Genomic DNA, 13,998 nt, shown 5'->3' with positions numbered 1-13,998 from the left:
TTTAGTCTTACATGCAAACTCGGTCGGACAATTCGTGAAGGTCGTTACAATTTTAGGAAAATGATTGATAAATGTTTAGAAAATTTGTAATGTTAACGAGAGAAGTTTTTATCAAGAACAGTGGTTTAGAAAGGAAATAGTCGTATGTACAAAAAAGGCAACATTGCGATTTTTGCGATCATCATGATTGCGACAATCCTGCTCGCAGTGTTCACGACGCCATGGGTCGTCAAGAACACGAACCTCGGACTCGACTTAAAAGGTGGATTCGAAGTTTTGTATGAAGTACAACCGCTCGAAGACGGCGACGTCATCGACGAGTCGGCGATGAATGCAACCGTTCGCGCCATCAATAACCGAATCAACGTCCTCGGAGTTTCCGAACCGGACGTTCGAATCGAAGAAAACAATCGCATCCGTGTCCAGCTCGCGGGCGTATCGAACCAAAACGAAGCGCGCGAGGTTCTCTCGTCAACGGCACAATTGACATTCCGTGACGTGAACGACAACGTCTTGCTCGATGGGAAAGACTTGGCGCCGCGTGGGGCAGCGCTCAGCTACAACCAACAAGGACAACCGGTCGTTGAGCTGACACTCCAATCGGCCGACAAGTTTGGTGAAGTGACATCTGAGATTGCACAACGTCCAGCTCCTGAGAACCGTCTGGTCATCTGGCTCGACTATGAAGAGGGCGACACATATGAGGAAGAAGTTCAAAAAGAGAACTCGAAAATTGTGTCAGATGCTTCGGTAACGAGTCCGATCTTATCGGATAAAGCCATCATCTCAGGTGGTGGAATTGACGCGGAAAGCGGTCAACGCCTTGCGGACATCTTGAACGCAGGGGCGCTCCCGGTCAAACTAGATGAGATTTACTCGACATCCGTGTCGGCCCAGTTCGGTCAAGATGCTTTAGAAGAAACGGTATTTGCCGCAACAATCGGAATCATCGCCGTATTCCTCTTCATGTTGTTCTTCTATCGTCTCCCAGGACTCGTATCGATCATCACGCTTGTTCTGTACATCAACTTGATCATGTTGTTCTTTAACGGAATCAATGCGGTATTGACGCTTCCAGGGATTGCAGCACTCGTCCTCGGGGTCGGTATGGCAGTCGATGCGAACATCATTACCGCGGAACGAATCAAAGACGAACTCCGCTCTGGAAAATCGGTCTTATCGGCATTCCGTGCAGGTAACCGTCGTTCCCTCAGTACGATCATCGATGCCAACTTGACGACGCTCATCTCGGCTGCGGTCTTGTTCTATTTCGGACAAAGCTCGGTCAAGGGATTTGCTGTCATGCTCATGATCTCAATCGGGATGACGTTCATCTCGAACGTATTCATCTCACGTTATTTGATGCACCTCCTTGTCTCAAGTCGTCTGTTCGACAAACGCAAAGGATGGTTTGGTGTGAAGGAGAGTGAAATCCGTGAACTTTAAGCTTACTGAATGGAATTACGTGAAACATATGCGCACGATGTTCTTGGTTTCGACGGCAATCGTCGTTCTCGGAATCGGTCTCTTGTTCTTCCGTGGGTTGAACCTCGGAATCGATTTTGCTTCAGGGACGCGGGTCGAAGTACTAACGGAAGAACGTGTGTCGCAAGAAGAATTCACGAAAGCGTTTAACGATGCCGGAGTTGACCAAGAGATTTCAAGCGTCCAATATGCAAATGAAGGTCGCTTGGCATACGTGACGTTCGTTGGCCAATTGGGACAAGAGGAAGTCGCGAACGTCAAGACGGCGTTCACTGAACAATTCGGGAACGACCCGAACATCAGCACCGTCTCGGCTCAAGTCGGTCGTGACTTGGCGAAAAATGCTTTGTATGCGGTAGCCGTCGCGTCGATCGGGATTATTCTCTACATCACGGTGCGTTTCCAATTCTCATATGCACTTGCAACTGTTATCGCGATGTTACACGATGCCTTCTTCATGATTGTCGCGTTCTCGCTCTTTGGGATCGAGGTCAACTTGTACTTTATCGCCGCGATCTTGACCATCATCGGTTACTCGGTCAACGATACAATCGTAACGTTCGACCGGGTCCGCGAGAACATCACGTCGTATGAAAAGGAACGAAAAATCAAGTCGATGGACGTCTATGAGTCAATCATTAACAAGTCGATTCAAGAGACAATCGTACGGTCCGTGAATACGGTCATCACGGTACTCGTTACAGCGATTGCATTGTATGTATTCGGGGCAGAGTCGATTCGTAGCTTCTCGCTCGCGCTCATCGTCGGACTTTTCATGGGGATGTATTCTTCGATCTTCATTGCATCGTATTTATGGCTCCTCATCAAACGTACGACAATCAACAAGAAAAAAGATACGCCGGTCACAGAGGCGTAACAAGTGGGTCTCCCTTCAATCGGGAGACCTTTTCAAATGTCAAGACGGCACATCTTTCACGCGGTCTGCTATAATCTACAATTGATTGGAGTGAAGGACATGTACCATTCGAAAAAACAGTGGCTCTATCCGGAAACAAATCCGGACGACGTCACGCGTTTACAAAACGAATTAAATATATCAGCACAACTGGCGACGTTGCTCGTTCAGCGTGGTCATCAAGACGTAGAAGCGGCCAAGGCATTCTTGTATGCCGAGGATGAACTCGTCTTTCATGACCCGTATTTGTTTGAACAGATGGAGAAAGTCGTCACCCGCATCAAACGGGCAGCAGACGATGGGGAAATGGTGCTCATCTATGGTGACTATGATGTCGACGGGGTCAGTGCCTCATCTGTCATGTGGCATGCGTTGACAGAAATTGGCGTCATGGCCGAGTGTTATATCCCGAACCGTTTCACTGAAGGTTATGGACCGAACAAAGAAGCGTTCCAGTGGGCAGCGAACGAAGGATTCACCTTGGTCGTCACGGTGGACTGTGGAATTTCTGGGATTGAAGAAGCCACACTCTTAAAAGACCTTGGCGTCGATTTGATCATCACGGACCACCACGAGCCGAAAGAGACATTGCCGGACGCCTATGCAATCATTCATCCACATATCGACCCGGGATATCCATACGATAAACTCGCCGGTGCGGGAGTCGCTCTCAAAGTGGCGCACGCCGTTTTAGGGAGAATGCCGGAAGAACTCCTTGATTTGGCCGTCCTCGGAACGATTGCCGACCTCGTCCCACTCGACGGAGAGAATCGATTGCTCGCGAAGAAGGGGATTGTCGCGCTCGAGGCTTCAAAACGTCCAGGTATTCTAGCATTACGTGAAGTATGTGGTCTCGGTGACAGCGTATTGAACGAAGAGTCGGTCGGTTTCGCGTTCGGTCCACGCATCAATGCCGCAGGTCGACTCGATTCAGCGATGCCGGCATTACAAATGCTCCTGGCTGAACATGTCGAGGAAGCGCTCGAGCTCGCAAAACAGCTCGATAAGCAAAACAAAGAACGTCAAGACATCGTCAAGACGATCGCTGCTGAAGCGAAAGAACTCGTCGAAGCATCGATGACCGAGGACCGTGTACTCGTCGTGGCAAGTGAGAAGTGGAATCCTGGAGTTGTCGGGATTGTCGCATCTCGTCTCGTCGAGGCGTACTATCGTCCAGTCATCCTCCTTTGCCATGACCCTGAGACGGGTAAGGCGAAAGGATCGGGTCGTTCGATTGATGGGTTTGATCTCTTCAAGGAACTTTCGAAGAATGAAGATATTTTGCCACACTTTGGTGGGCACCCCGCTGCCGCCGGGATGACCCTTCAGTCGGAACATGTCGCCGAACTACGAGAGCGGCTGAACCGTCAAGCGGATTCTATCCCTGATGACGTGTTTGTGCCACGGGTGAACGTCGACTTGAAACTCTCCGTCAACGACGTCTCGCTCGACTTGATCTCAGAAATCGGAAAGCTCGCGCCGTTTGGTATGGGGAATCCATCCCCTCGTGTCGTCGTCGCAGATGCGAAACTGCGAGATATTCGCCAAATCGGACGGGATGCCACGCATTTGAAAGTACAGCTCGCTGGTGACAAGCGTGAGCTCGATGGCATCGGATTTGGATTCGGGCACGTCGTTTCAGAGATTTCAAAGATGGCTCATATCTCGGTGATGGGAAGTCTTCAAGTCAACGAATGGAACGGAATGCGTAAACCGCAGCTCATGATTCAAGATTTACGGGTCGATGACTTCCAAGTGTTTGACTATCGTGGGAAGAAAAAATCAATGCAAGAGTTGAAAGATTTGCCGAAAGAACAGACGTCATTTTTATCTTTCCAAGGGACGAACGAAGATTTTCCACTCCATGAAGGAGATGAACCGCTCAACCGTTTCGTCGTTCTGCTCGATCTTCCGGACGATGAAGAGGTGCTCGCAGAAAAACTTCATGAGGGGATTGAACGTATTTATTGTGCCTTCGGTCAAGGAGACTCGTTCTTTGAACGTCTTCCGTCCCGTGAGGATTTCCGAACGTATTATGTCCATATGGCAACATGCGAACGGAAAAATCTTCGTGAAAACCTGATTCGTCTGTCAAAAGAGCGAAAATGGTCAAAAAATACGATTCAATTTATGCATCAAGTATTCTCTGAACTCGAATTTCTTGTTACAATGGAAGACGGACTGCCTGGAGTCAATCCAGAAGCACCGAAACGCGATTTGACCGAGGCGCCGTGCTATCAACGCCGGATTGGGCGCCAACAACTCGAAGAGCGTTTCGTATACGCGTCATTGGCGGAGCTCAAAGAGCGGTTACAATCGTTGCGATCGAACAAGATGCAGGAGGCATACACATAAAATGGATTTCAAACAGCATATTAAAGAAGTAGCAGATTATCCGAAGGAAGGAATCAGCTTCAAAGATATCACGTCACTCATGCAAGATGGCGAAGTCTACAAGAAAGCAGTAGATGAGCTCGTCGTTTATGCACGTGAACGTGGAGCGGAGTTGATCGCTGGTCCGGAAGCACGCGGATTCGTCGTCGGTTGCCCGGCAGCGTATGCGCTCGAACTCGGGTTTGTACCAGTACGTAAAGAAGGAAAGTTACCACGTGAGACAGTACGAGTTTCATACGGTCTTGAGTATGGAACGGACATTTTAACGATGCACAAAGATTCAATCAAACCTGGACAACAAGTCGTCATCTTGGATGACTTGCTCGCAACAGGTGGTACGATTGAAGCAACGATTAAAATGATTGAACAACTCGGTGGTGTTGTGGCAGGAATCGGGTTCTTGATCGAACTCGACGGACTTGGTGGACGTGAGCGTCTTGAAGGATACGACGTGTTCTCACTCATCCGCTACGAAGACTAATTTGAACGGGAAGCGATATGCTTCCCGTTTTTGAATAGTTTTTAAGGAAAATAACCTACAACCTTTGACAGGTCGTCAGATTTTTTCGATAATGGTTATAAAAATCACAGAATCTTGAATACAAACTACTACCATGCTGCGACGAATCCGAGGCGATTGGAGCGGTTAGAAAAAGGGTGTCGAATGTTATGACCAAAAAACAAATCGTAAGTATTGAGGATCTTCTCGACGCGCTCGGGGAGTATATGGGTGACGACGATATAGCCGAAGTGAAACGCGCTTACGAATACGCAAAACTTCATCATACCGGTCAGTTCCGACGTTCGGGCGAGCCCTATATTCTCCATCCGGTCCAAGTGGCCGGCATTCTCGTTGATATCGGCTTAGACGCCACAACGATTATTGGAGCGCTCTTGCATGATGTTGTCGAAGATACGGATGTTTCGTTACAGCAATTGACGGACGATTTTGGTCCAGACGTGGCCATGCTCGTCGATGGCGTCACGAAACTTGGTAAGATTAAATATAAATCGAAAAAAGAAGAACTTGCTGAAAACCACCGGAAGATGATTATCGCCATGGCAGAAGACGTGCGCGTGATCTTGATCAAACTTGCGGACCGGCTCCACAATATGCGGACACTGCAGCATATGCCGAAAGAGAAACAAGTCCAAAAAGCGGAAGAAACGCTTGAAATCTTTGCGCCTCTCGCACACCGGATGGGGATTTCGACAATCAAATGGGAGCTCGAGGATATTTCGTTACGTTATATCAACCCGCAGCAATACTATAAGATCGTCTCGATGATGAAACAGAAACGGACGGAACGGGAAGCACTCGTCACCTCTGTCATCACGGAAGTGAACGGGGTTCTTGAGGAAGTGCATATCGATGCCGACGTGAACGGTCGACCGAAGCACATCTATTCTATATATAACAAGATGGTGAAGCATAAAAAAGAGTTCAATGAAATTTACGATTTGATGGCGGTCCGCATTATCGTCGATTCGATTCGTGATTGTTATGCCGTGCTCGGAATCATCCACACCCAGTACAAGCCGATGCCGGGACGTTTCAAAGATTATATCGCTATGCCGAAGCCGAACATGTATCAGTCGCTCCATACGACAGTGATTGGACCGAAAGGTGAGCCGCTCGAAGTCCAAATTCGGACGAAAGACATGCATTTCATCGCTGAGTTCGGGATTGCGGCACACTGGGCGTATAAAGAAGGGAAAAACGTCTCGACGAACGGATTCGACGAGAAGATCGCCCATCTTCGTGAGATTCTTGAGCTTCAAAAGGATACGACGGATGCCGAGGAATTCATGGAATCCCTCAAAGTCGATTTCTTTAGCGACATGCTGTACGTCTTCACACCGAAAGGAGACGTATTCGAGTTGCCGAAGGGCTCAGTCCCGATTGACTATGCGTACCGGATTCATACGGAGATCGGGCACCGGATGACGGGTGCGAAAGTGAACGGGCGGATGGTACCGCTTGACTACAAACTTGAGACTGGTGACATCATCGAAATCATCACGTCGAAGCATAGTTACGGACCGAGTAAGGATTGGTTGAAGCTTGCAGTTTCAAGCCAGGCGAAGAACAAGATTCGTCAATGGTTCAAACGTCAGCAACGTGAAGAAAACGTTGAAAAAGGGAAAGATCTCGTCGAAGCAGAAATTAAGAAACTTGGTTTTGAACCGAAAGAGATTATCGATGAACCTGCACTCAGTATCGTCGTCGAGAAGTTCAACTTCGGGAACGAGGAAGAGATGTACGCCGCTGTCGGTTATCAAGGCATCACTGCCGCACAAGTCGCACATAAGTTGACGGAGAAGCAGCGGAAAGAACCGAAACTCGAACTGTCGGAAGCCATCAGCGAATTGAAAGTCAGTCAGGCACCGAAGAAGAAAACGACGGAAGCGGGCGTGACGGTCAAAGGCATCGACAACATGCTCGTTCGCATGAGCCGTTGTTGTAACCCGGTACCGGGGGATGAAATCGTCGGATACATTACCCGTGGACGCGGTGTCTCAATTCACCGGAAAGACTGCTTGAACATTGTCAACGAACAACACCCAGAGCGTCTCCTTGACGTCGAATGGGAAGTCGGACAAGCGAAAGAGAAGAACTATAACGTCGACATCGAAATCACAGGATATGATCGCTCAGGTCTCTTAAACGACGTCCTTCAAGCAGTATCGGCGACGAATACGAATATCGTGGCCGTCAGTGGTCGGGGCGACCAAAACAAACAGGCCCGCATCTCGATGACCATCTCGATTCCGAACGTGAACCATTTGCAGAAAGTCGTCGAGCGCATCAAACAAATCTCAGACGTGTATTCGGTCAGCCGAGTCATGATGACGTGACGAAAGGAAGAGGAACGTGCGTGTATTATTGCAACGAGTGAAAGAAGCATCGGTCACAGTCGAGGAAGAAGTCGTCGGGGCAATCAACGCCGGGTACTTGCTTCTCGTCGGTGTGACACATGAAGATACAGAAGAGGAAGTGAACTGGCTCGCCGACAAGGTGACCGGACTTCGCGTCTTCGAGGACGATCAAGAAAAGATGAACTTATCGATTCAAGACGTGTCCGGACAAATTTTATCTGTCTCTCAGTTCACTTTATATGGAGACACGATGAAAGGGCGGCGACCTGCTTTTACAAAGGCCGCAAAACCGGATATGGCCGAGACGCTTTATGAAAAATTCAATGAGCGACTCCGGTCGAATGGGCTCGTCGTAGAGACGGGACGCTTCGGAGCGATGATGGACGTCGCCCTCGTCAATGACGGACCGGTCACACTCATGCTCGAAAAAAACGCTTGACAGATGCCGGCTTGATTCGGCATCATGAAGCATATAGTCAAACACCTACGATAAAGAAGAGTACGGTCAACCCACCAGCAAAGAGAGCGATGCCTTGGCTGAAAGCATCGACTGGATGATGACCCGAACGACACTTTGGAGGTGCTCCCTTGAAAGCGAGTAGGGGGAGCCGTTTCATCGGGCGTTAACCGATTTCGAGTGGCAGAGTTTCAAGTGATGGCTCTGCAACGAGGGTGGTACCACGGGAAACTGACACAGGCTCTCGTCCCTTTGCGGACGAGGGCCTTTTTGTATTTTTAAGGAGGGAAATGTGATGATGAAAGCACCACGCGGTACACAAGACCTGCTTCCGGGCACGGTCGAGACGTGGCAATATGTCGAAGAAAAGCTTCGCGACATGAGCGCCCGTTATAACTATAAAGAAATCCGCACACCAATCTTTGAAACGACGAACCTGTTCACACGCAGTGTCGGGGAAACGACGGACATCGTCCAAAAAGAGATGTTCACGCTCGTGAAGAAAGGGAAAGACGAGTACACGCTTCGCCCAGAAGGAACGGCATCTGTCGTTCGTGCGTTCGTGACGAACAAACTGTTCGGAAATCCGGACCAGCCGACCAAGCTCTACTACATGGGACCAATGTTCCGCTACGAGCGTCCACAAAAAGGTCGCTTCCGTCAGCTTCACCAATACGGTGTCGAAGCAATCGGTAGTAGTGACCCGGCCGTTGACGCTGAGGTCATCAGCCTCGCCTATTCGATTTACAAGTCGTTCGGACTTCAGAAAATCAAAGTCGTCGTCAACTCGCTTGGGGACGCGGAAAGCCGCAATGCCCACCGCGATGCGCTCATCCGTCACTTTGAGCCGGTGGCAGGCGAACTTTGCCAAGACTGTCAGTCACGCCTGTATAAGAATCCGCTTCGCATCTTGGATTGTAAGGTCGACCGCGATCACCCGTCGATGAAGACGGCCCCGTCGATTCTTGAATATTTGAACGAAGAGTCGAAGGCCTATTTCGACCAAGTGCTCGCACAACTTGACGCACTTGGTGTCGCCTATGAAGTCGACCCGACGCTCGTCCGTGGACTCGATTACTACACGCACACTGCGTTTGAAATCATGTCTGAGGCAGAAGGATTCGGAGCCATCACGACGCTTTGTGGCGGCGGACGCTATAACGGTCTCGTACAAGATATCGGCGGACCGGACATGCCGGGAATCGGTTTTGGAATCGGGTTGGAGCGTCTCATCCTCGCATTGGAGAATGAAGGAGTCCTACCTGAACTCGAGACAGGACTTGATGTCTTCATCGTCGCCCAAGGCGGAAAAGAAGTCGAATTGACGGCGACACGCCTCCTACAACTCCTCCGCATGGAAGGGTTCAAAGCAGACCGTGATTACCAAGGACGCAAGTTCAAAGGACAATTCAAACAGGCGGACCGTCTGAAAGCCAAGTTCACAGTCATCTTAGGGGATGACGAAGTCGAACGAGGGTCAGCCGCCTTGAAAGATATGACGACTGGTGAACAAGTCGACGTGCCACTCTCGGCCGTTGCAGACAAAATTCGTGAACTATCGGAAGGAGCAGGACAATGATCGGACGCACACATATGAACGGCCGCGTGACAGAGTCACTCATCGGCCAGGAAGTACAATTAAAAGGATGGGTACAAAAACGTCGTGACCTCGGAGGTCTCATCTTCATCGATCTTCGTGACCGCACAGGGATCGTCCAAGTCGTCGTTCGCCCAGAGAACGAAGCGGTCCACCAACTCGCGGAGACGATTCGTAGTGAGTTCGTCCTCGACGTGAAAGGGACGGTTCTCGAGCGTGAGAACAAGAACCCGAACATGCCGACAGGAAATATCGAAGTCATCGCTTCAGAGATCAACATCTTAAACGCTGCGAAGATGACACCAATCCCAATCGGTGACGAAGCGGAAAACGTTTCAGAAGACCTGCGTCTCAAATACCGTTACCTCGACCTTCGTCGTCCGGCGCTCCAAGAGACGTTCCGTCTCCGCTCGAAAACGTCGAACACGATTCGTAACTTCTTGACGGAGCAAGAGTTCCTTGAAGTCGAAACACCGATTTTGACGAAGTCGACGCCAGAAGGCGCACGTGACTATCTCGTACCGAGCCGTGTCCACGGTGGTGAGTTCTATGCACTTCCACAATCACCACAGCTCTTCAAACAGTTGCTCATGGTCGCAGGATTTGACCGTTACTTCCAAATCGCACGCTGCTTCCGTGACGAGGACCTTCGTGCAGACCGTCAACCTGAATTCACACAAGTCGACATCGAAACGAGCTTCATGGACATCGAAGACTTGATGGCGATGATGGAATCGATGATGGGACAAGTCATGGAATCGACGCTCGGTCGTACGGACACACCAGCGAAGTTCGAGCGGATGACACACGCGGAAGCGATGCGTCGTTTTGGTTCGGATAAGCCGGACACGCGCTTCGGTCTCGAACTCATCGACGTGGCAGACACTGTGAAAGGTGCTGGCTTTAAAGTGTTCGATGCAGCACTCGAATCAAACGGGCAAGTCAAGGCGATCAACGTCAAAGGTGAGGCGGACAACTTCTCACGTAAAGACATCGACAAGCTTCAAGAGTTCACGGCGGTGTACGGTGCGAAAGGTCTCGCATGGCTCAAAGTGACAGCGGAAGGCTTGAACGGTCCAATCGCGAAGTTCTTTGATGAGACATACGCACAGAAGCTAATTGAAGCCACAGATGCAGAAGCAGGTGACCTTCTTCTCTTCGTCGCATCGAAACCAACTGTCGTTGCAGACAGCCTTGGCGCACTCCGCGTCAAGCTCGGTCACGAACTTGGTCTCATCGACGAATCGAAGTTCAACTTCCTTTGGGTAACGGACTTCCCACTCGTAACGTTTGAAGAAGAAGACGGTCGCTTCTATGCGAACCACCATCCGTTCACGATGCCAAACCGTGAAGACCTCCATCTTCTCGAGACAGATCCGGCAAGTGTACGCGCGGTTGCGTATGACCTCGTCTTGAACGGTTACGAACTCGGTGGCGGTTCACAACGTATTTATGAGCGTGACATTCAAGAGCGCATGTTCAAATTGCTTGGTTTCACACAAGAAGAAGCGGTTGAACAGTTCGGCTTCTTGCTTGAAGCGTTCGAATACGGTACACCGCCACATGCGGGAATCGCACTCGGTCTCGACCGTCTCGTCATGATTCTTGCAGGTCGTTCGAACCTTCGCGACACAATCGCCTTCCCGAAAACGGCTTCGGCAAGCTGTCTCTTGACGCAAGCACCGAGCCCTGTCGCGGACGCGCAACTCGAAGAGTTATCGATTCGTACGGCAATAAAAGAGAAAAAATAAGCATAAAAAAACGAGGGTTGCCATGGCAATCCTCGTTTTTTGTATGTGTGAAACGGATTTTGGATTCAACACGAGATGGTAGATATTTAATTGGAACACATCCTCTTGTTAACGTTTATCCTCTTCTCGCTGCATATATTTCGCTGTTCGCTGCAACGCGAAACCAAACGCAAACAGCGAGGCGATGACTGCGGACATCGTATATACCGAATCGATAAACGCCAGATAGATTCCAAGTAGTCCGAGACCGAAACTCACGAAAAAGAGAATGAGGAGTCTCGGATGTTGTTTCAGTGTCTGTTTCATCGGCTCGGAACGTTCAACTGACATCCTGTGCCGTCCGTCACGAGTAGATTCGAATTGAACACTTGGCCGTCACTCTTCAAGACGAGCGTACGACGGTCTTCGAGGAAATCGATTTTCATCTGTTCATCTAAAAACACTTTTGTCCAGTTTTTGATTAAGATTGGTCCGATGTTTGATTCGATTTCAACGTCTTCCGGAGTCGTCTCGGTTACGTATCGAATCTCAAAGATTCCGCTGTTCCCACAACCACAACCTTCTGTCTCGTAAAAGAGGTGCATCTGTCCTTCGCGTTCGCCTTTCAATGACTCGATTCGTTCGAGGGCACGATCTGTAATGTGTACATGCATGTGTATCACTCCTTACTTTTATTATACGCCGTTTGAAAAAAGAATGAAAAAGGGATGCATCCTGTTTTCCACCTTTCGGAAAAAAGCGTACACTTAATGAAGAGAAGGGGGAAGAGAGAATGATTTCACGTTTTTTTAGTTATTATCGACCACATAAAAAGTTATTCCTACTCGATTTTTCATTCGCAATTCTCGTCGGACTGCTTGAACTTGGATTTCCGCTTGCCGTTCAATGGTTCATCGACGACTTGTTGCCGGGTGGGGAATGGAACTGGATTATCATCGTCAGCATCGGCCTGTTGATTCTATACATATTGGCCATGATGATGCAGTACGTCGTTAACTACTGGGGACATAAGCTCGGCATCAACATCGAGACGGACATGCGAGAAGAGTTGTTCACGCATATCCATAAACAGTCGTTCCGCTTCTTTGACAATCATAAGACCGGCCATTTGATGAGCCGGGTCACGAACGACTTGTTCGATATCGGGGAAGTGGCGCACCATGGGCCGGAAGACTTCTTTATCGCCATCATGACGTTACTCGGTGCGTTCGGGATCATGTTCTCGATCGACCCTGAACTCGCACTCGTCACCGTTGTCGCAGTACCGTTCCTCATCATCATGATCACGTATGCGAATAAGAACATGAACAAGGCGTGGCAAAAGATGTACACGAATATCGGGGAAGTGAACGCGCGCGTCGAGGACAGTGTGTCCGGGGCACGCGTCGTCCAATCGTTTACGAACGAGGCGTTCGAAATCGGGCGTTTCCAAAAAGACAACAACTTCTATCGCGGCTCGAAGATTGAAGCGTATCGTGTCATGAGTACGTCACTCGCAGGTATTTATATCACGACGCGTCTTATGACGTTGCTCGTCCTTGTATACGGGGCGTACTTGACGTATGAAGGACAGTTATCGTACGGACAACTCGTCGGCTTCATCTTGTACATGAATTTACTCATTAAGCCGATTGAAAAGATCACGGCGCTCCTCGAGATGTATCCGAAAGGGATGGCAGGGTTCAAACGATTCACGCAGTTGCTTGATGAAGAGCCGGACATTGAGAACCGAGCGGATGCGACCGAGGTCGAAACGTTGACAGGTGATATCGTCTTCGACGACGTCTCATTCGGCTATTCAGACTACCGCCAAGTGTTGACAGATATTGATTTGTCGATCGAGGCAGGGACGACTGTTGCCTTAGTCGGGACGAGCGGGGCTGGAAAGACAACCATCTGTTCACTCATTCCGCGTTTTTATGACGTCACAAAGGGTGCCATCTCGATTGACGGCATGGATATCCGGAAGATGACGAAAGAGAGTTTACGTCGTCAAATCGGAATTGTGCAACAAGATGTCTTCTTATTTGCGGGTACGCTACGGGAGAACATTGCTTACGGGAAACTGGATGCGACCGATGCAGAGATCATGCATGCGGTGGAAAAAGCACATCTCGGCACGCTCGTCGAAGAGCTCGAGCACGGTCTTGATACACAAATCGGAGAGCGTGGACTAAAACTCTCCGGAGGTCAGAAACAACGCATCGCCATTGCGCGTATGTTTTTGAAAAATCCGCCGATTTTAATACTCGATGAGGCGACCTCGGCGCTCGATACGGAGACCGAGGCCATCATTCAGGATTCATTAAATGAACTGGCAGCAAATCGAACGACGCTCATCATCGCGCACCGTTTAGCGACTGTAAGGAATGCCGACCGGATTCTTGTCGTGACGGCAGAAGGAATCGTAGAAGATGGAACGCACGAAGAACTCAGTCAAAAAGGTGGCGTCTTCACGAACCTGTTACAACGTCAACAACTATAAATCGAGGGCTGCCTGATAAAGGGCGGCCCTTTT

9 protein-coding genes, 1 pseudogene and 1 other annotated feature are annotated in these 13,998 nt (G+C 49.6%); of the genes and pseudogenes, 8 read left to right on the top strand and 2 right to left on the bottom strand.

Features of this window, described 5'->3' with window-relative positions:
* Positions 1-144 precede the first annotated feature (144 nt).
* The 7 genes and pseudogenes from secD to aspS all read left to right on the top strand — a co-directional run bounded on the left by secD (position 145) and on the right by aspS (position 11,480).
* Positions 145-2,362: pseudogene (gene secD / locus KNO79_RS15560) on the top strand (protein translocase subunit SecD).
* A 99-nt stretch (positions 2,363-2,461) separates the two neighbouring features.
* On the top strand, positions 2,462-4,756 hold the full coding sequence (gene recJ / locus KNO79_RS09200; RefSeq protein ID WP_214691126.1) for a single-stranded-DNA-specific exonuclease RecJ: 2,295 nt from the start codon (positions 2,462-2,464) through the stop codon (positions 4,754-4,756).
* Between the two features lies 1 nt (position 4,757).
* On the top strand, positions 4,758-5,276 hold the full coding sequence (locus tag KNO79_RS09195) for an adenine phosphoribosyltransferase (protein WP_074037462.1): 519 nt from the start codon (positions 4,758-4,760) through the stop codon (positions 5,274-5,276).
* A gap of 188 nt (positions 5,277-5,464) precedes the next feature.
* Entirely contained in the window at positions 5,465-7,654 is a 2,190-nt protein-coding gene (locus KNO79_RS09190; protein WP_074037461.1) for a RelA/SpoT family protein, read from the top strand.
* Positions 7,655-7,670: 16 nt separating this feature from the next.
* Positions 7,671-8,114, top strand: a complete 444-nt coding sequence (dtd, locus tag KNO79_RS09185; RefSeq protein ID WP_031421442.1) for a D-aminoacyl-tRNA deacylase — start codon at positions 7,671-7,673, stop codon at positions 8,112-8,114.
* 38 nt (positions 8,115-8,152) lie between these two features.
* Positions 8,153-8,387: a binding site (T-box leader), on the top strand.
* Between the two features lie 43 nt (positions 8,388-8,430).
* Positions 8,431-9,711 (top strand): histidine--tRNA ligase, encoded by a 1,281-nt coding sequence (gene hisS / locus KNO79_RS09180; RefSeq protein WP_074037952.1) that lies wholly within the window; start codon positions 8,431-8,433, stop codon positions 9,709-9,711.
* The gene (gene aspS / locus KNO79_RS09175) at positions 9,708-11,480 is read left to right on the top strand and encodes an aspartate--tRNA ligase (protein ID WP_214691125.1); all 1,773 of its coding nucleotides are present in this window, start codon (positions 9,708-9,710) and stop codon (positions 11,478-11,480) included. Before hisS ends, aspS begins: the two co-directional genes overlap by 4 nt.
* Positions 11,481-11,588: 108 nt before the next feature.
* Here the strand turns inward: aspS and KNO79_RS09170 are convergent, their stop codons facing one another.
* Both KNO79_RS09170 and KNO79_RS09165 read right to left on the bottom strand, forming a co-directional pair.
* The gene (locus tag KNO79_RS09170; RefSeq protein ID WP_143180248.1) at positions 11,589-11,810 is read right to left on the bottom strand and encodes a hypothetical protein; all 222 of its coding nucleotides are present in this window, start codon (positions 11,808-11,810) and stop codon (positions 11,589-11,591) included.
* Positions 11,783-12,133, bottom strand: coding sequence for an iron-sulfur cluster biosynthesis family protein (locus KNO79_RS09165; protein WP_015881180.1), 351 nt, complete (start codon positions 12,131-12,133; stop codon positions 11,783-11,785). Before KNO79_RS09165 ends, KNO79_RS09170 begins: the two co-directional genes overlap by 28 nt.
* A 119-nt stretch (positions 12,134-12,252) precedes the next feature.
* On the opposite strand from KNO79_RS09165, the gene KNO79_RS09160 reads away from it, so the two are divergent.
* Entirely contained in the window at positions 12,253-13,965 is a 1,713-nt protein-coding gene (locus tag KNO79_RS09160) for an ABC transporter ATP-binding protein (protein ID WP_214691124.1), read from the top strand.
* The last annotated feature ends 33 nt before the right edge of the window (positions 13,966-13,998 follow it).

Source organism: Exiguobacterium sp. s43 (genome assembly GCF_018617255.1).
GTDB classification, from domain to species: domain Bacteria; phylum Bacillota; class Bacilli; order Exiguobacteriales; family Exiguobacteriaceae; genus Exiguobacterium; species Exiguobacterium profundum.
Note: the sequence above shows the minus strand (reverse complement) of the source record. Positions and strands in the feature narration are given on the sequence as shown.

Bases quoted from the DNA above. Each gene is read 5' to 3' on its own strand.
- recJ (WP_214691126.1), top strand. From the start codon at position 2,462: ATGTACCATTCGAAAAAACAGTGGCTCTATCCGGAAACAAATCCGGAC.
- KNO79_RS09195 (WP_074037462.1), top strand. From the start codon at position 4,758: ATGGATTTCAAACAGCATATTAAAGAAGTAGCAGATTATCCGAAGGAA.
- KNO79_RS09190 (WP_074037461.1), top strand. From the start codon at position 5,465: ATGACCAAAAAACAAATCGTAAGTATTGAGGATCTTCTCGACGCGCTC.
- hisS (WP_074037952.1), top strand. From the start codon at position 8,431: ATGAAAGCACCACGCGGTACACAAGACCTGCTTCCGGGCACGGTCGAG.
- aspS (WP_214691125.1), top strand. From the start codon at position 9,708: ATGATCGGACGCACACATATGAACGGCCGCGTGACAGAGTCACTCATC.
- KNO79_RS09170 (WP_143180248.1), bottom strand. From the start codon at position 11,810: ATGTCAGTTGAACGTTCCGAGCCGATGAAACAGACACTGAAACAACAT.
- KNO79_RS09165 (WP_015881180.1), bottom strand. From the start codon at position 12,133: ATGCATGTACACATTACAGATCGTGCCCTCGAACGAATCGAGTCATTG.
- KNO79_RS09160 (WP_214691124.1), top strand. From the start codon at position 12,253: ATGATTTCACGTTTTTTTAGTTATTATCGACCACATAAAAAGTTATTC.